The sequence below is a fragment of the Flavobacterium commune genome (assembly GCF_001857965.1).
In the GTDB taxonomy this organism is placed as follows: Bacteria; Bacteroidota; Bacteroidia; order Flavobacteriales; family Flavobacteriaceae; genus Flavobacterium; species Flavobacterium commune.
Genome location: NZ_CP017774.1, coordinates 632164 through 654142 on the forward strand (window position 1 = coordinate 632164; position 21979 = coordinate 654142).

The following is a 21979-nucleotide window of genomic DNA, read 5'->3' on the forward strand; positions in this document are numbered from 1 at the left end:
GTTTTAAGGAATTAAGTTTAATTTACTAATTCAAATCAAAAATCGTTAACCAACAATCTTTGATCCTTTTTTCCTTTCAAAATAAACTCCTCCTATTAACAACAACAGCATACCTACTCCACTTATCAGTGTAATGGTACTTCCTGTTTTAATTACTTCGGGTTCAAATTTGAATTCTACCGTATGAACTCCTTTAGGAAGCATCATCCCTCTTAAAACATAATTCACAGGAAAATGATCTGTTTTTTCACCGTCAACATAAGCATTCCACCCATTTGGATAATAAATTTCAGAAAAAACAGCTAAACCTCCATCCTTACTTTCTGACAGGTATTTAATATAATTAGGCTTGTACACTCGCAACTGAATTTTCCCTGTGGTATCCATATTGCGTTTTAAACGGGCGTTTTTAAATTTATCTCTATGCAACTGCATATTAAAAACAGCCACTTTTTTTGTATTCAAATGTTCCAATGCTTTCATTTCAGCATTGGCATTATTTACTAATTTAACATCACTAACAAACCAGGCATTTCCGTTGGCATCAGGATTATAAACCGGAAATTCTTTTCCTTCTTTATCGGTTTGAATCACATATTTTACGTTCAACATATTTAAAATCTCCAAATTATTTTTAGCAATTTGATAATCAAATAATTGTTGTACTCTGCGTGGTTTAGCTGCATGATAACCTCCAATGGATTTATGAAAATAGGATGCTCTGGCGCTGGAGAAGTTTCCATTTACTTCAAAAACACGGTAATGTGAAGAATCTTTTAATATTTGAGCATCGGCTTGAGTTTCCTGAAAAGGCACCTCAACCTCTCTTTTACTCACAAAATCCTTAGCCGAAACATACTTTTTATCAACAAAAAACAAATCGGAAACCATAAATAAACCAACCAGAATGATGGCGGTATTTTGAGCAATTTTGTTTTTAATAAGCATCCACAAAACGCCGGCTGTCAAAATAATCAGAAAGGCGGAGCGCAATAAATCGGCACTAAACAAAGTCTTTCTGTCGTTTTTAAGCGCATCAACAAAACTAGGCCCATAACTTTCGGTAAAATAACTATCACTGGCTCCTGAGAAACTAAACATCCCTTTGGAAAGAAACAAAATAACGATTGTTCCAATCACAATAGCTGTTGACTGCCACAAAGCTTGCCATTGTTCTTTTTTATCGGCCTTAAAAAAAGATTGTAATCCCATAACGGCAAGGACAGGAAAGCATAATTCTAAAATGACCTGAATAGACGAAACCGCTCTAAACTTATTGTACATTGGTACATAATCAATAAAGAAATCCGTTAAAGCCGGAAAATTCTTCCCCCAGGAAAGCAACAAAGCTACCACTGCTCCCGAAAGAAACACATATTTTATTTTTCTTTCGTCTATAATCAAAGCCAGAATTCCTAAAAAGAAAACCACCACACCTATATAAGCCGGAGCAGCTACAATAGGCTGATCTCCCCAATAAGTTGGCATCCCGCTAACAAAATCAGCTGCCTGACCAGCAGGAACACCCTGACTAATCATAAAATCATACATACTGCTATCGGTTCCTAAACTTTCACTATTAGAACCTCCGAAAAGTCTTGGTGCAATCAAATTGAAACTTTCCATAACTCCGTAACTATACTCCGTAATATAATCACGGGTCATCGCACTGGTGTCGGTATTCTTCGAACCATCGGGGTTAAAAGTCAGCTCGCTTTTTCCACGGGTACTAAAATCAGCATATTCGGCTGTAGCCAATAAATTAGTAGCATTGGCACCAATAGCTAAAATTCCTGCAACAGCTAAAACTCCAATTGCCGTAAAAAACGATTTATATTCTTTTTCTTTTATAAAATTAAAAGTAAAATATGCCGAAAGAATCAACAGAAAAATCAATAAATAATAGGTCATTTGAAAGTGATTGGCATTAATTTCTAACGCCGTAGCTATCATTGTAAGCAATCCTCCAACAACATATTTTTTTCTAAAAACCAATATAAAACCAGCTATAACTAATGGCATATAAGCTATAGCATGCGCCTTAGCATTATGCCCTACCCCCAGAATAATAATCAAATAAGTAGAAAACCCAAAGGCTACCGCTCCAAAAAAGGCTTTTAAAGGATCTGTTTTTAAGACCAACAACAATCCATAAAACCCTAAAAAGTATAGAAATAAATAATCTGCCGGACGCGGTAAAAAACGCAATACATCATCTATTACCCCTATAAAGTCATAAGGATATTTAGCACCCAATTGATAAGTTGGCATCCCCCCAAAAGCAGAATTTGTCCAGTAAGGCTCTACTTTCTCGGCAGCTCTAAAATCATTTTGTTCCTTCGCCATACCCGTATATTGGGCAATATCCGACTGAAAAATTTGTTTTCTTTGAAGTACCGGGTAAAAATAAATTAGTGAAACTAATACAAAACCAAGAATGGCAATAGCGTGCGGGTAAAACCTATTAAGTATTTTCAATTTTCGGGAATTTTATTAAAATATGAATTTCTGTGTGCGACAAATTTAATCTATTTCTTCGTAATCCACATAATCTCCTACTTTTTTGGTCTCCCGAGGTTGTTTTACGTTTTGAGTATTGTAAATAGAGGTTTCTCCTTCCTTAGTATTTTGCTGGAAATCCTGATACTGACGTTGTTGTTGCTGCATATTTTCGCCCGCTTTTTCCACTACTTTTTTAATCAGCAGCGGTAAAAACAATTTCGCTAAAAATCTAAAAATATAATAGAAAGCGATGATATAAAATAATGTTTTTATAAATCCTGTAAATGATGCTTCTTGCATAATCAAAATAATTTTTAGCAAAATTAATAAATCCATCCCGAAATTTCGGGACAAAATTGGAATATCATTCTTAAATAAATAATAAAATATAGTACATTTGGAAAGCCTATTACTTTTAAAATCCAAACATCATGTCTCAATTTAAAATTTTATTAGTCTTAGCTATAAGTCTTTTAGCCAATTACAATTACGCTCAACATACCGACGAGATTAATTCCAACAGACCCGGCGAGACCATGTCGGCTTATGCAGTTGGGAAATCGGTAATACAGGTAGAAACCGGTATTTACGGCATTCAGGAAAGTCATCGATTGCTGGGATACGATGCTAACGGCTATGGAGCCGACCTTACTTTACGCTACGGATTTTTGATGGAAAAACTAGAAGTAATTGCTGATCTTCAATATCAGAATCAGGATTTTGTAAATGGTTTTGACCAATACACCAAATCAAACTTAAAACAAACGGTTTTAGGAGCCAAATACCTGATTTATGATCCTTATAAAAATTACGAAAAAAAAATCAACGTTTATAGCTGGAAAGCCAATCATGCTTTTAATTGGCGTCAATTAATTCCCGCAGTTTCTGTTTTTGCAGGTGCTAATTTGACGTTGAAAAACAATCCCTATGCTTTTTCTCCCGATGCGATGATTTCGCCAAAAGCCATGTTGATTACTCAAAATCATTTAGGTGACGGTTCCTGGGTTTTTGTAACCAATATCATTGCCGATTACATTGGAACCGATTATCCCAGTTATGGCTACATCATTACTTTAACCAAAGGAATTAGCCGAAAATGGTCCGGATTCATAGAAAATCAAGGATACAAAAGCGATTTTTACAGCGATGCCGTTATGCGTGGCGGTGCTGCTTTTTTACTAAACAAAAATATGCAAATAGACGCTTCCATAAGCCATAATTTAAAAGACACTCCTAGCATTTTCTATGGAGGCGTTGGTTTTTCATGGCGATATGACACTAATTACAAAGAAGTCCGAATCAACCTGGACGACGCTCCTTCACAACCCAGATCAGTTCGAAAAGCAGCCAAAAGAGATCAAAAACGAAAAGACGCAATAGAATAAAGAAACCACATACAATGATTACAGTAAAAGAAATTACAACCAAAAAAGAACTAACCGAATATATTAAATTCCCTTTTTCCTTATACAAAGACAATGAATTCTGGGTTCCGCCATTAATTGCGGACGAATTAGAAACTTTTGACAAAACTAAAAATCCGGCTTTTGAAAATGCCGAAGCTTATTTTTACCTCGCCTACAAAAACAACGAAATTGCGGGCCGTATTACTGCTATTATCAATTGGGCAGAAGTAAACGGACAGCAAAAGAAAAAAGTGCGTTTTGGCTGGTTTGATGTTATTAACGACATCAACGTAACCGAAGCTTTACTGGAAAAAGTATATGAATTAGGCCGAAAAAATGACTTGGAATATGTTGAAGGTCCAATGGGATTTTCAAATCTGGACAAAGTTGGGGTCTTAACCGAAGGCTTTGACCAACTGGGCACCATGATTACCTGGTATAACCATCCGTATTATGCAAATCATTTTGAACAACTAGGCTATGTGGTTGAAAAAGAATACATCGAAAGTAAATTTCCTTTTTCAAACGTGCAACCTGAGTTTTTCCAAAAAGCAAACGAGTTAGTTAAAAAGCGTTACCAGTTAAAAGCTTTGAACTTTAAATCGACTAAGGAAATCATGCCTTATGTGGACAAGATGTTTGATTTATTCAATACTTCTTATGCTAATTTATCTTCCTTTGTCGCTATATCCGACGTGCAAAAAGAATATTTTAAAAAGAAATACATCAGCTTCATTAATCCGGAGTACATCAAATTTGTTGAAGACAAAGACCAGAATATCATTGCATTCAGTATTGTAATGCCTTCTTTTTCCAGAGCCTTACAAAAAGCTAACGGAAAGTTATTTCCTTTTGGACTGTTTCATTTGCTAAAAGCAAAAAAACACAGCAAAGACGTACTTTTCTACTTAATTGGAGTACACCCGGAATACCAAAACAAGGCAGTAACAGCCGTTATTTTTAACGAATATTACGAAACTTTTAGAGCAAAAGGCATCGAAAACTGTTTCAGAACCCCTGAACTGGCCGACAACGTAGCTATTCACAATCTTTGGAAACATTTTGATCCAAAAGTACATTGTCGTAGAAAAACTTTTAGAAAAGATCTTTAATATTATATTTTGTCACACTGAGCTTGTCGAAGTACATCACTAGACTAAAAAGTCTTCGACAGGCTCAGACTGACATCAAACAAAAAAAATCCATTCACCTCGATGAATGGATTTTTTGTTATAACTATTTTTCACTGTTCACTAAAACTGTCCCGATAGCTATCGGGAACTGAACACTAATCTCTATGCTTCTGCATCAACATTAACTGTAGTTTTTTCAGCAATAGCCTTATAAGTTCCGTTTACTAATTTCTCACGGATAGCTTCAAAAGCAGTCAATGTTTCATTAATATCTTCAATAGTATGTGAAGCCGTAGGAATCATACGCAACAAGATAATTCCTTTTGGAATAACAGGATAAACAACAATAGACAAGAAAATACCGTAGTTCTCTCTCAAGTCGTTTACCATCACCATTGCTTCAGGAATACTTCCTTCAAGATATACCGGAGTAATACAGGTATTAGTATCCCCAATGTTGAATCCTTTTTCTTTTAAACCATTTTGCAATGCGTTTACATTCACCCAAAGCTTATCTTTAATTTCAGAAGATTTACGCAACAATTCCAAACGTTTCAAAGAACCAATAGTTTGAATCATTGGTAACGCCTTAGCAAACATTTGCGAACGCAAATTGTATTTCAAATAATCAATCACATCTTTATCCGCAGCTACAAAAGCACCAATATTAGCCATCGATTTTGCAAAAGTCGAGAAGTAAACATCAATTCCGTCCTGACAACCTTGCTCCTCACCTGCTCCGGCACCTGTTTTTCCAAGTGTACCAAAACCGTGCGCATCATCAACTAACAAACGGAAATTGTATTTCTCTTTCATCGCAACAATTTCTTTCAACTTTCCTTGTTGCCCACGCATTCCAAAAACACCTTCGGTAATAAATAAAATTCCTCCTCCGGTTTCTTTAGCCATTTTAGTAGCACGTTGCAGATTTTTCTCCATGCTCTCTAAATCATTGTGTTTGTAAGTAAAACGCTTACCCATATGCAAACGAACACCATCAATAATACAAGCGTGCGAATCTACATCATACACAATAATATCATTTTTAGTCACCAAAGCATCTATAATAGACACCATTCCCTGATAACCAAAATTCAATAAATAAGCCGATTCTTTCATTACAAATTCAGCCAATTCTTTTTCTAATTGTTCGTGATAAGTAGTATGCCCACTCATCATACGAGCTCCCATTGGGTAGGCAGCACCAAACTGAATTGCAGCATCAGTATCAGCCTGACGTACTTCAGGATGATTCGCTAAACCTAAATAGTCATTCAAACTCCAGTTCAAAATATCTTTTCCAGCAAACTTCATTCTAGGCCCTAGTTCTCCCTCTAATTTTGGAAATACAAAATATCCTTCTGCTTGCGAAGCCCATTTTCCTAACGGTCCTTTATTGCTCTGAATTCTTTCGAATAAATCTTTTACCATACTATCGTGATGTAATAACATTAATTTTTAACAGTTTGCAAAAATAATTATTTAAATTTTATTAGCGGCTTTTAAGCTGAATTTATTTTTAGGCGCAAATACATCAGTGCATTCATTAACTTTTTCACCCGCTGTTCGCTATATCTCTTATGCCTCGTTAAAGAAACGAGCCACAAGAGGATGCCGCTTCCATCGGGGCTAGAAAAGAAGGTTTTGTTTCCAAAACGACTAATAATAAAAAAACCACTTTATAATTTGTAAGAAAAAATAAATATATTTGGAAAAACAAATTTATGAAAACATTCATATCAGATTTAATTCCTAAAATTCAGAAATTCTCACAAAAGCTAGATGACATCACACTACTATCAAATCAGCATTGGGTTGTTATTGACCAACTTACATCAACAAAAACAGTGTATATATTCAGACAAAATGGAGAATTACTCATTTCTACAAATGGAAAAGTTAATAAAGCAAAATGGGAATATCTTGGACATAATTCATTACTAATTGATATCGATAATGAATCTTATTTATTCAAACCTGATATTTTTGATGAAAACATTCTTGCTTTGAAAATTGATAGTAAAAATGAATATGCATTATTAATAAATGAATCTAAATTTGATGGAGAATTAAACTCACTTGAAGCAGTCAATAATTTTTTAAATCAAAAATACTTATTAAACCCAATACAATTCCAAAACAGATTAAAGGATAACTCAATTTTTCTTATTGAAGAAAAATTCATAACAAAGAAATACACTTTAAGAATTGGATCTCACAAGGAATATCTTCTTAGGTTCAATAATGGAACTTTAATATCTGTTTACAAAAAAACGAATGGAAAATATTTTATTTACCAGAAGAATACAATTTTATTATTTGAAGATAAAAATCACTTTTTAAATTACGCAATTCAACAAATGTAACAACAATTAAATCGATTCTTTATTAATTTTATATAATGAACTAATAATATTATCAACTGTGTTGTAAATTATTGAAAATGATCATAACACAACTTCTGAAATTCATCATTCTTATCATGTAAAAGCGACCTAATTTTAAAATTTAAAGCACTGTTAATTGTATTAGACCCCCTTCCATTAATTAATAAAATATCTTCTGATTTATAATTAGCATTAACATAATCAATCAACTCTTGTTTTTTAGAATCACATTCATTATGTACTAGAAAACGGAGTTTAGATGAGTTTTCATACTCTTTTTTTGTATACTTATCTAAAAAAAGTTGTAGCTCTTTACAAAGTGTATTGAATTTATTATTAAAATTTTCAATTTCTTTTTCAATATTAGGATTACATTGATACATATATAATTTTTAAACAAACATAAAAAAATAATTATATCTAGTTAAGATTAAACTAAAAATTATGGGCGAAATAAAATTCTTAAAAAAAACAAGAATTCAATTTTTTAATATTCAAAAAACAAAAAAGATGAAAAAATTCATTATTACTTTAAGCACGGTTAAAAGTTTACAGGGTTGGTCCGAAACCAATAATATAGAACAGTTCAACCTCATAGAATGTGAGTTTTATTCAAGTAATTTGGAAAGTGCAGAAAAATTTATGAAAGTTTTGGAATAAAATTACCGACTACCAAACGGAATAGCAGTTCAGGCCTTTGTTTTAAAAGAAAAAAATCAAAATACAAATTCTAAATAGCTATCGTGAATCCTTTCCCAGCTCGCGCGCAATGTCATTAAGTTAAGCCGAAATCAAATAGTATCCTTTTGATTCTTAGTTGTTTTAGGTTTTATTCTAGATCTGTATTTACCTGATTTTCTCTCAAATGACCGATTTGGTCTTATTGGAACGAGATGTGATTTGAATAATTCTTTTAATTCATCTAATATAGTTTCTTGACACGAATCTTGATTTAAAAAAAGCTCAACAATTCGATTTTTTAAAAAACCATAGGATAAGTTATTGTTTACTTTATAAGTGTATATTTTAGTGCTTTTCTCATTGATTTCATCTTCTAATTCACTCACAATCAAAGTTTGTACATTACTAATAAATAAAGCGGCATAAAAATCTTGTTGTATGGTTTGATTCGAATAACCCGAAAAGTGTTCAATTTTTAATTTATTCTTTAGTTCGTCGTAAAACGTTTCGATTTTCCATCGTTTGGCGTACAATTTTTTAAAGAGATTTGAAGGAAATTCTTGAGAGTCTAACAATGAAGTAATAAGGATTTCAACTTTATCATTAGGTAATTCTACACGAACCAATCGTACTTCAATTGGAGTGTTTTTACCATAAGGTTTATCGGAGAGTTTTGTGTTTTTGCCCGGAAAAATTTCTACTATTTGTGACGCTTTTTTACTTTCAACAAAATCCATTACCGTTTGGCTAAAAGTAGTTTTTACACGCATTAAAAAGTTGATATTCTTTTCAATATGTTGGTGTATAAAATTGTATGAAGGATAACCCCTATCATAAATGAGTAAATCTTTTGGATTGCAACAATGTAGATGCACAAGGGCTAAATCTCTTTCGCCAATTTCTGGAGTAGCCAAAACTCCATCTAAAACATATTTATTTAAAACATCAAATAAAACGGAACAACGAGCTTGTACAATATGCGAATCTGTTTGATTTTTAGTAACGCCGTATATCGCTTTTAGTTCTGTTGTTATGGGCAAGGTAATTCGGGTGCTATCAACCGCTAATAGTCGAAAACCTTTCCATAGATGTATTGCATCATCGTTATCGGTATAAAACTCTTCCAATAGCATAGAAGACAAGTGTTTAAAAACTTCAGGTTTAATTTTTCTTCTAGCTTGAACAAAGGCACTTTTGGTAAATTTAGGAAAAGACTGCTGTTTAAAAAACGAAACAAAATTTTCGATTTCAAGTGATAAACTTTTTCTCAGAAGGTTTAACATAAAGAGTAAAATGATTGGAAAATGTTGCTTTCTGTTTCTAATGAAATACTTATCAGATATTCTAAAATGCGACTTAAACTCTTCTGAAAAAATTTCATTTTTAATTTTATTGAAGATAAAAGTACTCGTTTTTTTTCAAAATTCAGGTGTTATTATTTGATAATAAAAATACGAAAAATAGTATTAAAAAACAATTAAAAACACTTGCTAATTCAGCAAAAAACTCTTAACTTAATGACATTGAGCTCGCGCGTGCATCTCGCTCGTGCAAATGATACAACATAACAATGAAACAAAGCCCAAAAAGAACTTTACGAAGCTGCGAAAAAGACCATCAATACTACAAGAGTAGCGACTGTCCGGTTTGTCCTGTTTGTGAATCAGAAAGAAAACCTCTCCAAGGTTTTTTATCTTTGTTATCGGCTCCTGCCAGAAGAGTATTAGAAAATAAAGAAATTACCACTTTAGAAAAATTAGCAGAGTATAGCGAAAAAGAACTTTTAGCACTTCATGGTTTGGGCAAAAGTTCCATTCCTAAACTACTGTCGGCATTAGAAAAAGAAAATTTAGCTTTTAAAAAAGAATATGAATAATACGAAATACAATATTCATATAAACTTATGAGTATTTTTATCTCACGCAGATATAGCAAATTATAGCAGATAAAAGATCTGGAAAAAACTGGGTGCAATTTTAACTAAATATTCAATTTTCAAAAACCTATCAAATTTTCTCAAAAAACACAGAAAAACCACCCCGTCTTTCAGACACCCCTCCAAAGGAGGGAAAACCACACACCTTCCCCTCCTTTGGAGGGGTGCCCGGAGGGCGGGGTGGTTAATTCCGTATTAATAAACTAAAGGAATTTCAGATAATCCATTAAAAAAACTACAAAATCTGCGTGCCATTAAAAATCTAAATTTGACAACCTTCAAAAAGTTATCAAATTTTCTAAAAAAAGGAAAAAATAATGAACAACCACAAAGTCTTCAAAATGCCCTTTGCGTCAGTTTATCCGCATTACCTTGCTAAAGCGGAGAAAAAAGCACGTACTAAACAGGAAGTAGATGAAATTATATTTTGGCTCACAGGCTATAACGAGCAAAATTTACAACACATACTCGACAACAAAACCGACTTTGAAACTTTCTTTACTCAGGCACCACAAATCAACCCAAATGTTACTAAAATCACTGGCGTTATTTGCGGTTACCGCGTAGAAGAAATCAAAGACAAACTGATGCAGCAAATTCGTTATTTAGATAAATTGATTGACGAATTAGCTAAAGGAAAGGCAATGGATAAAATTTTGAGGAAATAAAAATCAAAACGCTCATTCAAAAGCTGGCATTAACAAAACTTTAAAAGACAGTGCAGGACATTTTCAGAATAAAGAATTACTATCTTTAGCACTCAAAATAAATGTCATGCCACAAAACACTAAAGAACTTAAATTAGCCGTATTAATTGATGCCGACAATGTTCCATACAGCAATGTAAAAGGCATGATGGAAGAAATTACTAAATACGGAACTCCCACCACCAAACGTATCTATGCCGACTGGACTAAACCCAATGCCAATGGCTGGAAAGCGGTTTTACTGGAACATGCCATTACACCCATCCAACAATACAGCTATACTACCGGCAAAAATTCTTCTGATTCTGCGTTGATTATCGATGCGATGGACTTATTATATTCCGGAAAACTAGACGGTTTTTGTATTGTTTCCAGCGATTCTGATTTTACTCGTTTAGCTATTCGCCTTAGAGAATCAGGCATGAAAGTTATTGGGATTGGAGAACAAAAAACACCAAAACCCTTTATAAGTGCCTGTGACCGATTTATTTTTATTGAAGTTTTGGACGGTGCTATCAAGAAAAAAGTTGCCAAAACTATAATTGAAACCAAAAAACCAGTCGAAAAAACCACTACTAAAACTATTGAAAAACCAACACAAAAACCACTTAACAAAATTGATGAACCTACTATAGAATTAATTGAATCCACCATTGAAGACCTTGCCGATGATGATGGCTGGGCTTTTCTGGGCGATGTTGGGAATCTTATTGTAAAGAAAAAACCGGAATTTGACCCTAGAAATTATGGTTTTTCAAAACTAACTCCGATGCTTAAATCACTCACCGATATTCTTGAAATCGACGAAAGAGATTCAGACAAAAAAGGAATTAAGCATGTTTATGTTCGGTTGCTATTTAGTTAAAAAAACAAAAAAAATGCCAGCAATTTCACTAATCAACACAAATTCGAAAATTAAACTATTACACGAATAAACCTAAAAACAGATAAAATTCGTGAAATTTAATTTTTTAGAATCATTGAATTTAATGCCTATTAGTGAAAACCGACTGCCGATAAGGCAGGTTTGAGCCAAAAAACTGCTTTAAAGCATTCGCCAAAACATTAAATAAATATTAAAATTCCCGGTATTTATTCAATTCTTCGTTATTCTTCTTATTTTAGATAACTACAACCCTTTTTATTATGAGAAAAGAATTTTTTATCATTGGTACAGGACTTTTTATCCTCAGTCTTGCTGCACATTTTCTGTTCAAAACCAGTCTTTTAATCGCTATTTCTATTTTCATTCTATTAATAATTGGGATTTTTAATAGTATGCAACACAAGCATAGTATTCTGAGAAATTTCCCGGTCTTAGGATATTTCAGATACATGTTTGAAGAAATAGCACCTGAAATCCAACAATATTTCATCGAAAGAACTACTGACGGAAAACCTTTCTCCAGAAACGAACGTTCGCTAGTCTATCGCCGTGCTAAAAACATTAGCGACACTACCCCTTTTGGAACCCAACTGGACATTAACACTTCTTCTTACGAAGGGTTAAAACATTCTATTTTCCCGGCAAAAGTAAACCACGAATTACCTCGTGTAAGCATTGGCGGTGCCGATTGCACACAACCCTATTCTGCTTCTTTATTTAATATTTCAGCAATGAGTTTTGGTTCTTTAAGCGAAAATGCCATTATTGCTTTGAACAAAGGGGCGCAAAAAGGAAATTTCTATCACAATACCGGCGAAGGCGGACTGACCCAATACCATTTACAAGGAGGCGATGTCACCTGGCAAATTGGTACCGGTTATTTTGGTTGCCGCAATGACGAAGGAAATTTTGATGATGAAAGATTTGCCGAAAAAGCCAATCATCCTTTTGTAAAAATGATTGAAATAAAACTGTCTCAGGGAGCCAAACCGGGACATGGAGGCGTTTTACCCGCAGCTAAAAACACCGACGAAATTGCAAAAATCAGAGGCGTAAAACCACATACCGAAATCCTTTCACCGCCCTGTCATACCGCTTTTGACTCACCCAAAGGCTTAATCGAATTTGTTGCCCGCCTTCGGAATTTATCCAACGGAAAACCCATTGGATTCAAACTCTGCATTGGTCAAACTTCGGAATTTGAAGCCATTTGTCAGGAAATGATGGAGCAAAACTGCTATCCTGATTTTATAACTGTTGATGGTGCCGAAGGTGGTACAGGTGCAGCTCCTTTAGAATTTTCAGACGGTGTGGGCATGCCATTAGAACCTGCTTTAATCTTTGTAAACAAAACGCTCATCCGATTAAACATTCGCGACAAAATACGCATTATATGCAGTGGAAAAATCATTTCAGGTCACGCCATTTTAAAAGCCATTGCCTTAGGAGCTGATTTATGTAATAGTGCCCGTGGATTTATGTTTTCATTGGGTTGCATTCAGGCTTTGCGCTGCAACACTAACAAATGCCCGGTAGGAATAGCAACTCAGGATCGAATGCTGGAAAAAGGTTTAGTCATTGAGGATAAATTTGAAAGAGTATATCATTTTCATAAAAACACCCTTCATGCTGCCAACGAATTGCTGGCCGCAGCAGGAAAAACAAATTATACAGAAGTAGATGTATCGTTATTTATGCGCGGAAATGAATTTACCCATTTATCCGATTTGTATTTCCCTGATAATTTGAGCAATGTAACCAAACATTAAAAAAAGAGGAGGGCTATTAAAGCCCTCCAAAATTGGTTTTGATTTACTATCTCTCAACTTATAATTAACTAAATTCTGCTGCTGATTGTGCTTTCATTTTCTACCCAAATTAACATACACACATAATGAATCAAAACCACAGTGTAAAGATACAACTAATAACTAAAAAAGGAAAGACCACAGAAAAAATTTAATACATAATTAACTAAAAAACAACAACTTACACCAGCACTTTAAACAAAAAAAGAAATGAAACTCGTATTTGCTTCAAATAACAAAAATAAAATCAAAGAAATCCAACAACTACTTCCCGATTCAATTGAAATTTTAAGTCTGGAAACAATTGGTTGCCATGAAGAAATTCCCGAAACTTCGGATACCATTGAAGGCAATGCCGTGCTTAAAGCAAATTATGTAACTGAAAAATACGGTTACGACTGTTTTGCCGATGATACTGGTCTTGAAGTAGAAGCTTTAAACGGAGAACCTGGTGTATATTCGGCACGATATGCCGGAGAACAGCGTAATGCCGAAGACAATATGGATTTATTATTAAAAAATTTAGTTGGGCAAAATAATCGAACAGCACAATTCAAAACCGTTATTGCTTTAAATCTTAACGGAACACAGCAACTGTTTACAGGAATTGCCAAAGGAAAAATTACTACTGAGAAATCAGGAAATCAGGGATTTGGTTATGATCCTATTTTTCAGCCCGAAGGATTTCAGGAAACCTTTGCCGATTTATCATTGGAAACCAAAAACCAAATTAGCCACAGAGGAAAAGCAACTCAATTGCTGATTTCATATTTAAACGAAATAAAGTAATCAATCTTAAATTTGACTATAAAAAAAGGGGGCTATTAAAGCCCCCACTTTGTGGTTTTGATTTATCATTATCAACTTATACATATACCAGCATAGCTGACTATTGAAATATTTATCTCACGTAGAAGATTAATACTTTCAAGTAATTAATCGAAACCACGTAGTAAAGATACAAAAAAAACATCTTTTAACAATTTAAAAACCAACACATTAACCAATAATTAACATTCACTTTTTTTAAGCAACAAACAAGAAGGTCTTTATTGTTCAATATCTCTTGTTAAAAATCAATCTTACCAATTCCAAATTTTAGTTTTCGAATCCAAAAAAAACCGAAAATCCATCACCAAATCATCTCAGGAGGAAAAAAACACCTCATTATTATCTTTTTTAAGTGTACTAAAATAATTGTTTGAAATCCAACATTTTTATTCATTTTTATTACATAGACCCTCAATAATTACTGCAAAAAACTGAAAACTGAAAGTCTTGAATTTAGTTTCAAAACATAACTTTCTGATAATCAAAAGATATTAAATCATTAAAACTTAGAATTGCATTAGTTTATATGGATTATTAACAGTAATTTTGCACCCTATTTTAAAAATACATATGAATAAATTTGAACAATTAGGATTAAGCGAATCGTTACTGAAGGCGATTATTGATCTAGGATTTGAGAATCCGTCAGAAGTACAGGAGAAAGCGATTCCCCTATTATTGGAAAAAGATACAGATTTAGTTGCGTTGGCTCAGACTGGGACAGGGAAAACGGCAGCTTTTGGTTTTCCAGTTATCCAAAAAATTGATGCCGACAATAGAAATACGCAGGCGTTGATTTTATCTCCAACGCGCGAGCTTTGCTTACAGATAACCAACGAACTTAAAAACTACTCTAAATACGTAAAAGGTATTAATGTGGTAGCAGTTTATGGAGGAGCTAGTATTACAGAACAAGCGAGAGACATTAAGAGAGGAGCACAAATTATTGTGGCTACTCCAGGTAGAATGCAGGACATGATTAACAGAGGATTAGTAAATATCACTCAAATTAATTACTGTATTCTTGACGAAGCAGACGAAATGTTGAACATGGGATTCTATGATGATATCGTAAATATCCTTTCAACTACCCCAGACGAAAAAAACACTTGGTTGTTTTCTGCAACTATGCCGGCAGAGGTTGCCAGAATTGGTAAACAATTCATGACTAACCCTGAAGAAATTACTGTTGGTACTAAAAACTCAGGTTCAGCAACGGTTTCTCACGAATTTTACTTAGTAAATGCCCGTGATCGTTACGAAGCTTTAAAACGTTTAGCCGATGCTAACCCGGACATTTTCTCAGTAGTTTTTTGTAGAACAAAACGTGATACACAGGCTATTGCAGAGAAATTAATCGAAGACGGATACAGTGCCGCTGCTTTGCACGGAGATTTATCTCAGGCACAACGTGACGGTGTAATGAAATCGTTCAGAGGAAGACAAATCCAAATGCTTGTTGCAACTGACGTTGCTGCTCGTGGAATTGACGTTGACAATGTAACTCACGTAGTAAACTACCAATTGCCAGACGAAATTGAAACTTACAACCACCGTTCAGGTCGTACAGGTCGTGCAGGTAAATTAGGAACTTCGATTGTGATTGTTACTAAAAGTGAATTGCGTAAAATTTCTTCTATCGAAAGAATCATCAAACAAAAATTTGAAGAAAAAACAATTCCTTCCGGAATCGAAATTTGCGAAATTCAATTATTACACCTAGCCAACAAAATTAAAGATACTGAAGTTGATCACGAAATTGACAACTACTTACCAGCTATCAATGATGTTCTTGAAGGTTTAACCAAAGAAGAATTGATTAAGAAAATGGTTTCTGTTGAATTTAACCGTTTCATCAATTACTATAAGAAAACCAGAGATATTTCTGCTTCAGGTTCTGACAGACGTGAACGTGGTGACGATCGCGCTCCAAGAGAAAACAACAATGGTGGTGCTACACGTTATTTTGTGAACATTGGTTCAAGAGATAACTTCGACTGGATGACATTGAAAGATTATCTGAAAGAAACACTAGACTTAGGTCGTGATGATGTTTTCAAAGTTGACGTAAAAGAAGGTTTCTCTTTCTTCAATACTGATCCGGAACATACTGATAAAGTAATGGATATTTTAAACAACGTGCAACTGGAAGGACGTCGTATCAATGTTGAAATTTCCAAAAATGATGGTGGCGGAAGACGTGACCATAACGGAAGAAATTCTGGTGGAAGACGCGAAGGCGGAAGACGTGAAGGAAATTTTGCTCCAAGAAGAGAAGGCGGATTCAGAAGCGAAAGAAACTCAGCTCCAAGAGAAGGCAGTTTCAGAAGCGAAAGAAGTACAGCTCCTAGAAGAGAAGGTTCTTCTGATAGAGCCCCTAGACGTTCTGAAAGCTTTGGTGATTCATCCAGACCAAGAAGACCAAGAAGAGACTAACAGACCACTGTTAATTTTCTTATAATTAAAATAATAAACTACAAAATATTTAAAGCCGATTTATTACTTTTAAAGTTTTAAACCAGTTTATGAAATATTTTGTAGTTTTCTTTTTTTTAGTACTATCTGCAAGTTCTTTTGCTCAAACAATAACTCCTTCTCAAAAGGTAACAGGTTATATTTACAACGATAATACCAAAACGCCTCTAACAGGAGTTAACATCATAAACATCAACAAAGTAAGAGGTGCTATAACAGACTCCAAAGGTTATTTTGAAATTGATGTTCACCCTACAGATACTTTACATTTCTCCTTTTTAGGATTCCAATCACTAAGAGTTAAAGTAACTAATGACTGGATTAAAAATAAAGTCGCTAAAATCTTCTTAACCGAAAAAGCCATTGCACTGGAAGAAGTAGTCATCAGACCCTTTAACCTAACCGGTTATCTCGAAGTGGATTCTAAAACCATTCCTGTCAATCAAAATTACCGCTATAGCATTTCAGGATTAAATAGTGGCTATGAAGCCGGAGAATATTCACCCGGAGCATTTGGAAAAGTATTGGGATCGATTTTCAATCCTGCTGATATGCTTTATAATTTCTTTGGTAAAAAGTCAACTGAGCTTAAAAAACTCCGGGAAATGAAAAAAGATGATACCGTTAGAAATCTTCTGGAATCTAAATTTGACCGTGAGACATTAGCCGTTTTATTAGGTATCGATAAAAAAGAAATCCCTGAAATCCTGCAACGATGCAATTATTCAGAATCTTTTATTCAAACCGCAAACGACCTTCAAATCATGGATGCCATAAGCGGATGCTATGAACAATACAAGGTATTAAAAAAGAAATAAAAAACATTAAATCAATCCTCAATTACAAAGTAGTTGGGGATTTTTAAATAAAAAGAAAAGCAAACACAATAAGCCCTACATTTACTAAAACACAACTTCAAAACACAATTACCATGGCAAAAAGTCAAGACGCTAAAAAAACGGTTAAAAAAGTACCGTTAAAAACAGCAAAAGAGAAGAAAGAAGAAAAAAGAGAGAAAAAAAACAGTCCTAAAAGAGACTAAATTTAGTGAGCAGTGTTCAGAATTTAGTATTCAGTTACAAACGAGCTGAACACTAAATTCTGATTACTGAACACTTTCTTATTTTACTGGAATATTCGCCAAAATTTCCACTAAAAATTTCCAGAATTTTTGAGAAGAAACAATACTGGCTCTTTCGTCTGGTGAATGTGCTCCACGGATTGTTGGTCCAAAAGAAATCATATCCATATCAGGATAATTTGCTCCTAAAATCCCGCATTCCAATCCGGCATGACAAGCCACTACTTTAGGCTTTTCTCCGTTTAATTTTTCATAAATTGGAACCAAGGTTTCTAAAATAGCCGAATCAGGATTCGGTGTCCAACCCGGATAAGAACCTGAAATTTCTACTTCACAGCCCATTAATTCAAAGGCAGAACGCAAATCATTAGCCAAATCAAACTTAGCCGATTCAACCGAAGAACGCGTCAAACATTGCACAGATAATTTTCCTTTGCCAACCGCAACTTTAGCAATATTATTCGAAGTTTCCACTAGATTATCAAAATCAGCACTCATTCTATGTACGCCATTAGCAGCCGTTGCCATCGAACGCACAAAATAATACTGCGCCATCGGAGGCATTACTTTTGATGGTGCTTTTTTTAATTTCTCGAAAACAATTTCTAAGTTAGGTTCGGTAGTTTTTAGTTCGTTTTTAATTTCGCTGACAATTTGCTGCATATCAAAAACAAAAGCCTCATCATAAACTGAAGCAATAATCACCTTTGCCACACTTTCGCGCGGGATGGCATTGCGTAAACTTCCACCGTGAATTTCCGAAATTTGTAAACCAAAATTATCAAAACCATCATATAAAAGTCGGTTCATGATCTTATTGGCATTCCCTAAACCTTTATGAATATCAACCCCCGAATGTCCTCCATTGAGCCCTTTTACTGTAATAGTATATCCCACAGAATGATCCGGAGTTTCCTCCTCATCGTACTCAGCCACAGCCGTAACATCAATTCCTCCTGCACAACCAATATCAATTTCATCATCTTCTTCTGTATCCAAATTCAACAGAATTTCTCCTTGAAGTAAACCTCCTTTTAAGTTCATTGCGCCTGTCATTCCGGTTTCCTCATCAACAGTAAACAAGGCTTCAATAGCAGGGTGTGCAATTGTGGTACTTTCTAAAACACTCATAATTGCAGCCACACCAAGTCCATTATCCGCCCCAAGAGTTGTTCCTTTGGCACGTACCCAGTCTCCATCAACATACATTTCAATGCCTTGAGTAGCAAAATCAAAAACAGTATCGGCATTTTTTTGATGCACCATATCCAAATGTCCCTGTAACACAATTGGCTTACGGTTTTCCATTCCCGCTGTAGCTGGTTTTCGAATAATTACGTTATGAATTTTATCTTCAAAGACTTCTAATCCTAATTTTTCACCAAAGTCTTTTATAAACTCCACAATGCGTCCTTCTTTTTTTGAAGGTCTTGGAACCGCATTCAAATTGGCAAAATTATTCCACAATGCCTTAGGTTCTAAATTCCGTATCTCTTGACTCATATCTTGTATTTTCGATTTAAAAAACTCAAAGTTACAAAGTTTAAAATCCTTTTTTAGCATTATAATTGATTATTGTAATTATATTTACGCTTAAAAAAATGTTATTTTGAAACGGAAATACCTACTCCCTTTTTTACTCCTTATTCAGATTTTAATTCTCAAAATAATTCGCTTTTTCCCTGAGACTGTAGAAGCTTTTTACAGCAATGGATTCTATCCTTATCTATCGAATTTTCTCAGAATCATTTTAGGCTGGATTCCGTTTTCAATAGGAGATGTATTGTATTTTATGTTGATTTTATTGGCAGTAAAATGGTTTTGGAAAAATAGAAAAAACTGGACACGAAGCAAGGTCGGACAAAACGGTACTAAAGGGAATTGGAAAGACCTATCATTATCCATTTTAAGCGTACTCTCCGTGTTTTATTTTTTCTTTCATTTTCTTTGGGCAATCAACTATTACAGAATTCCCCTTTTCGAAAAAATGAAAATTGAACGTGATTATTCGGATGCCGATTTATACAATTTTACAAAAAAAATCATTGCTAAAACCAATGAAATTCACGGGCAAATTACCAAAAACGACAGCCTGAAAGTAGTTTTTCCCTACTCAAAAGAAGTCGCTTTTATCAAAAACTTACATGGTTATAAAAATCTAGCCGCTCAATATCCTTTTTTTGCTTATTCGAATTTAAGCATCAAAAAATCGTTATTTAGTTTACCGCTAACCTATATGGGGTTTGGTGGTTATTTGAATCCTTTTACCAATGAAGCTCAAGTGAACTCTTTTATGCCAATGTACAATTTCCCCACAACAAGTTGTCACGAAATGGCACATCAAATGGGTTATGCCAGCGAAAGTGAATGCAATTTCATCGGTTTTTTGGCTTCGGTAAACAATGATAATTTGTACTTTAAATATTCGGGCTATAGCTTTGCATTGCGATATTGTTTGAACAATTGGTATATTCGAAATGAAACAATTTACAAGGAATTACTAAAAACGATTCACCCCGGCATTCTAAAAAATTACCAGGAAAGTGAAGATTTCTGGATGCAATACCAAACTCCTATTGAAAAAGGATTTCATCTGTTTTATGACCGCTATTTAAAACTAAACCAGCAAAAAGAAGGAATAGACAGTTATAGTAAATTTATTAATTTACTGGTGAATTACTATAAAACAAAAGCGCTGTAAAAATTTCGAATTAGGTTTTCTCTAACAACAAAGCGGTTGCAGTAAGTCCGGGACCAAAAGCCATTGCTAGAACTTTGGTTCCAGAGGCAATTGTATTATCATGAATCATTTCGTCTAAAACATGAGGAATTGTTGATGAGGACATATTTCCGTAACGATACAAAATATCATAAGACCATCTGGCCTGTTCTTTAGAAATCCCTATCGCTTCAACTACATAATCAATAATTTTAGGCCCTCCGGGATGAATTGCAAAGCACATTTTATCTTTTTCATCATCCAGACTAATACCTACTTTTTTACAAAGGTTTTCTAAAAAATGTTTGATGTTCTTTCTAATAAAAACAGGTACTCGTTTAGAAAGTGTCATTAAAAAATTATATTCTCCTAAATCCCAGGACATATCTTCTAAAGTATCAGGAATAATAACTTCATGCGAAGCTAAAATTCGCATTCCCTGCTTGTCTTCAAAAGTCTTATCCTTTTTAAGAATCTCTTCGTCACAAAGGGAATAACCAATAAAACCATCGGCAAAAAGTGAACAAATCATCGTATTAGCAGCCGAAAACTCGGTAAGATTCAAATGTGCCGACAGTAATTCGGTATGAACAATATCTACCCTTCCCTTATCCTGACTTGCATACAACAAGCTACTTCCTGTTCTTATAGCCGGAAATGCCCCATAACAACCCATCTGATAGGAATGTGTGACTTTAGTCGTTTCCCAATTTCTTTTAATTACAGCATGCTGAGCAACACTGGGTGAAGAATATCCTGAACAGGTAACATGGATAAGATGTTCCGGCTGAGTTTCATTTTTTGAATAAAATTCATCAAAAACATGATCCATATATTTCTTAAACCACTCCATTCTAACACCTATTTTAGGACCAAACACATCATTGGGGTGCGCCTCCAGACAAGAAGGTAATGGATAAGCAGAGAATGGAGTCCCATTCATTTTTGTTTCAATAAATTTTTCTACTTCGTCAAAAATCAAAATTTGCCTCTTACTAATATTCTCAGAAGGGATTCCATACTTATCCACCTGCTCAGAAACTTCATCAAATGGCATCAATTGATTGTCTCCTGCCAGAGATTCGGTATGTAACTTTTGAAAATAGTAATATAAAAATTTAGTGTATTGATTGAGTTTTGATTGATCCATCAATTTTCCCAAAATAATTGGGTGAAAATTGAAAATAACAGTACTTTTCATTAATCTGTAATTTTGATTAACAACGAAGCTGTTTTTAGTATTCTTTTAAATACGGACATTGAAAATGCCTGGAGTAATTATATAACTATACCTTAATATTTTAAAAAAAAATACGCAAAACAAACTGAAAAAAAGTATTGTTACATTGGGGCAATTAAGATAACAATACACCCCCTAAATTCTTGAATAATCTCAAGAATAGCACAATCAACATCTAATTATTATT

Annotated in this window: 18 protein-coding genes; 11 read left to right on the plus strand and 7 right to left on the minus strand. The window is 34.1% G+C overall.

What is annotated here, in order from left to right; genetic code table 11:
- Positions 1-45 precede the first annotated feature (45 nt).
- Together BIW12_RS02615 and BIW12_RS02620 are read right to left on the minus strand one after the other, a co-directional pair.
- Positions 46-2478 (minus strand): YfhO family protein, encoded by a 2433-nt coding sequence (locus BIW12_RS02615; protein WP_071183680.1) that lies wholly within the window; start codon positions 2476-2478, stop codon positions 46-48.
- A gap of 45 nt (positions 2479-2523) precedes the next feature.
- Positions 2524-2802 carry a DUF4834 family protein gene (locus tag BIW12_RS02620; RefSeq protein ID WP_071186089.1) on the minus strand — a complete coding sequence of 93 codons (279 nt, stop codon included), beginning with the start codon at positions 2800-2802 and terminating at the stop codon, positions 2524-2526.
- A gap of 131 nt (positions 2803-2933) precedes the next feature.
- Here BIW12_RS02620 and BIW12_RS02625 point away from each other — a divergent pair, with 131 nt between their 5' ends.
- Together BIW12_RS02625 and BIW12_RS02630 are read left to right on the plus strand one after the other, a co-directional pair.
- The gene (locus BIW12_RS02625) at positions 2934-3887 is read left to right on the plus strand and encodes a transporter (RefSeq protein WP_071183681.1); all 954 of its coding nucleotides are present in this window, start codon (positions 2934-2936) and stop codon (positions 3885-3887) included.
- Positions 3888-3901: 14 nt separating this feature from the next.
- Complete coding sequence (locus BIW12_RS02630; protein WP_071183682.1) at positions 3902-5020, plus strand: GTP cyclohydrolase; 1119 nt, start codon at positions 3902-3904, stop codon at positions 5018-5020.
- A gap of 183 nt (positions 5021-5203) precedes the next feature.
- On the opposite strand, the gene BIW12_RS02635 is transcribed toward BIW12_RS02630, so the two are convergent.
- Positions 5204-6472, minus strand: a complete 1269-nt coding sequence (locus BIW12_RS02635; protein WP_071186091.1) for an aminotransferase class I/II-fold pyridoxal phosphate-dependent enzyme — start codon at positions 6470-6472, stop codon at positions 5204-5206.
- Between the two features lie 293 nt (positions 6473-6765).
- Between BIW12_RS02635 and BIW12_RS02640 the strand changes: the two genes are divergently transcribed.
- A complete protein-coding gene (locus BIW12_RS02640; RefSeq protein WP_071183683.1) occupies positions 6766-7407 on the plus strand; it encodes a hypothetical protein in 642 nt (213 codons plus the stop codon).
- Between the two features lie 68 nt (positions 7408-7475).
- Here the strand turns inward: BIW12_RS02640 and BIW12_RS02645 are convergent, their stop codons facing one another.
- A complete protein-coding gene (locus BIW12_RS02645; protein ID WP_071183684.1) occupies positions 7476-7811 on the minus strand; it encodes a hypothetical protein in 336 nt (111 codons plus the stop codon).
- A gap of 408 nt (positions 7812-8219) precedes the next feature.
- A complete protein-coding gene (locus BIW12_RS02655; protein ID WP_140487980.1) occupies positions 8220-9509 on the minus strand; it encodes an IS4 family transposase in 1290 nt (429 codons plus the stop codon).
- 170 nt (positions 9510-9679) lie between these two features.
- Between BIW12_RS02655 and BIW12_RS02660 the strand changes: the two genes are divergently transcribed.
- The 7 genes from BIW12_RS02660 (at position 9680) to BIW12_RS02690 (ending at position 17570) form a co-directional block, all read left to right on the plus strand.
- A complete protein-coding gene (locus BIW12_RS02660; protein WP_071183687.1) occupies positions 9680-9985 on the plus strand; it encodes a DNA-directed RNA polymerase subunit alpha C-terminal domain-containing protein in 306 nt (101 codons plus the stop codon).
- Positions 9986-10386: 401 nt separating this feature from the next.
- The gene (locus BIW12_RS02665) at positions 10387-10713 is read left to right on the plus strand and encodes a DUF2200 domain-containing protein (protein ID WP_394332092.1); all 327 of its coding nucleotides are present in this window, start codon (positions 10387-10389) and stop codon (positions 10711-10713) included.
- A gap of 106 nt (positions 10714-10819) precedes the next feature.
- Entirely contained in the window at positions 10820-11617 is a 798-nt protein-coding gene (locus BIW12_RS02670) for an NYN domain-containing protein (protein WP_071183689.1), read from the plus strand.
- A gap of 281 nt (positions 11618-11898) precedes the next feature.
- Positions 11899-13407 carry an FMN-binding glutamate synthase family protein gene (locus BIW12_RS02675; RefSeq protein WP_071183690.1) on the plus strand — a complete coding sequence of 503 codons (1509 nt, stop codon included), beginning with the start codon at positions 11899-11901 and terminating at the stop codon, positions 13405-13407.
- 249 nt (positions 13408-13656) lie between these two features.
- Positions 13657-14235, plus strand: coding sequence for a non-canonical purine NTP diphosphatase (locus BIW12_RS02680; RefSeq protein WP_071183691.1), 579 nt, complete (start codon positions 13657-13659; stop codon positions 14233-14235).
- Between the two features lie 612 nt (positions 14236-14847).
- Complete coding sequence (locus BIW12_RS02685) at positions 14848-16713, plus strand: DEAD/DEAH box helicase (RefSeq protein WP_071183692.1); 1866 nt, start codon at positions 14848-14850, stop codon at positions 16711-16713.
- Between the two features lie 89 nt (positions 16714-16802).
- Positions 16803-17570: a carboxypeptidase-like regulatory domain-containing protein gene (locus BIW12_RS02690; RefSeq protein ID WP_071183693.1), complete on the plus strand. Its 768-nt coding sequence runs from the start codon at positions 16803-16805 to the stop codon at positions 17568-17570.
- Positions 17571-17872: 302 nt separating this feature from the next.
- Here the strand turns inward: BIW12_RS02690 and BIW12_RS02695 are convergent, their stop codons facing one another.
- Positions 17873-19336, minus strand: a complete 1464-nt coding sequence (locus tag BIW12_RS02695) for an aminoacyl-histidine dipeptidase (protein ID WP_071183694.1) — start codon at positions 19334-19336, stop codon at positions 17873-17875.
- A gap of 106 nt (positions 19337-19442) precedes the next feature.
- Between BIW12_RS02695 and BIW12_RS02700 the strand changes: the two genes are divergently transcribed.
- Positions 19443-20534 carry a DUF3810 domain-containing protein gene (locus tag BIW12_RS02700; protein ID WP_071183695.1) on the plus strand — a complete coding sequence of 364 codons (1092 nt, stop codon included), beginning with the start codon at positions 19443-19445 and terminating at the stop codon, positions 20532-20534.
- 10 nt (positions 20535-20544) lie between these two features.
- On the opposite strand, the gene BIW12_RS02705 is transcribed toward BIW12_RS02700, so the two are convergent.
- The gene (locus tag BIW12_RS02705) at positions 20545-21753 is read right to left on the minus strand and encodes a 3-oxoacyl-[acyl-carrier-protein] synthase III C-terminal domain-containing protein (RefSeq protein ID WP_071183696.1); all 1209 of its coding nucleotides are present in this window, start codon (positions 21751-21753) and stop codon (positions 20545-20547) included.
- Between the last annotated feature and the right edge of the window lie 226 nt (positions 21754-21979).

Bases quoted from the DNA above. Each gene is read 5' to 3' on its own strand.
- BIW12_RS02680 (WP_071183691.1), top strand. From the start codon at position 13,657: ATGAAACTCGTATTTGCTTCAAATAACAAAAATAAAATCAAAGAAATC.
- BIW12_RS02685 (WP_071183692.1), top strand. From the start codon at position 14,848: ATGAATAAATTTGAACAATTAGGATTAAGCGAATCGTTACTGAAGGCG.
- BIW12_RS02705 (WP_071183696.1), bottom strand. From the start codon at position 21,753: ATGAAAAGTACTGTTATTTTCAATTTTCACCCAATTATTTTGGGAAAA.
- BIW12_RS02665 (WP_394332092.1), top strand. From the start codon at position 10,387: ATGCCCTTTGCGTCAGTTTATCCGCATTACCTTGCTAAAGCGGAGAAA.
- BIW12_RS02695 (WP_071183694.1), bottom strand. From the start codon at position 19,336: ATGAGTCAAGAGATACGGAATTTAGAACCTAAGGCATTGTGGAATAAT.
- BIW12_RS02660 (WP_071183687.1), top strand. From the start codon at position 9,680: ATGAAACAAAGCCCAAAAAGAACTTTACGAAGCTGCGAAAAAGACCAT.
- BIW12_RS02640 (WP_071183683.1), top strand. From the start codon at position 6,766: ATGAAAACATTCATATCAGATTTAATTCCTAAAATTCAGAAATTCTCA.
- BIW12_RS02690 (WP_071183693.1), top strand. From the start codon at position 16,803: ATGAAATATTTTGTAGTTTTCTTTTTTTTAGTACTATCTGCAAGTTCT.
- BIW12_RS02675 (WP_071183690.1), top strand. From the start codon at position 11,899: ATGAGAAAAGAATTTTTTATCATTGGTACAGGACTTTTTATCCTCAGT.
- BIW12_RS02670 (WP_071183689.1), top strand. From the start codon at position 10,820: ATGCCACAAAACACTAAAGAACTTAAATTAGCCGTATTAATTGATGCC.
- BIW12_RS02620 (WP_071186089.1), bottom strand. From the start codon at position 2,802: ATGCAAGAAGCATCATTTACAGGATTTATAAAAACATTATTTTATATC.
- BIW12_RS02635 (WP_071186091.1), bottom strand. From the start codon at position 6,472: ATGGTAAAAGATTTATTCGAAAGAATTCAGAGCAATAAAGGACCGTTA.
- BIW12_RS02625 (WP_071183681.1), top strand. From the start codon at position 2,934: ATGTCTCAATTTAAAATTTTATTAGTCTTAGCTATAAGTCTTTTAGCC.
- BIW12_RS02645 (WP_071183684.1), bottom strand. From the start codon at position 7,811: ATGTATCAATGTAATCCTAATATTGAAAAAGAAATTGAAAATTTTAAT.
- BIW12_RS02630 (WP_071183682.1), top strand. From the start codon at position 3,902: ATGATTACAGTAAAAGAAATTACAACCAAAAAAGAACTAACCGAATAT.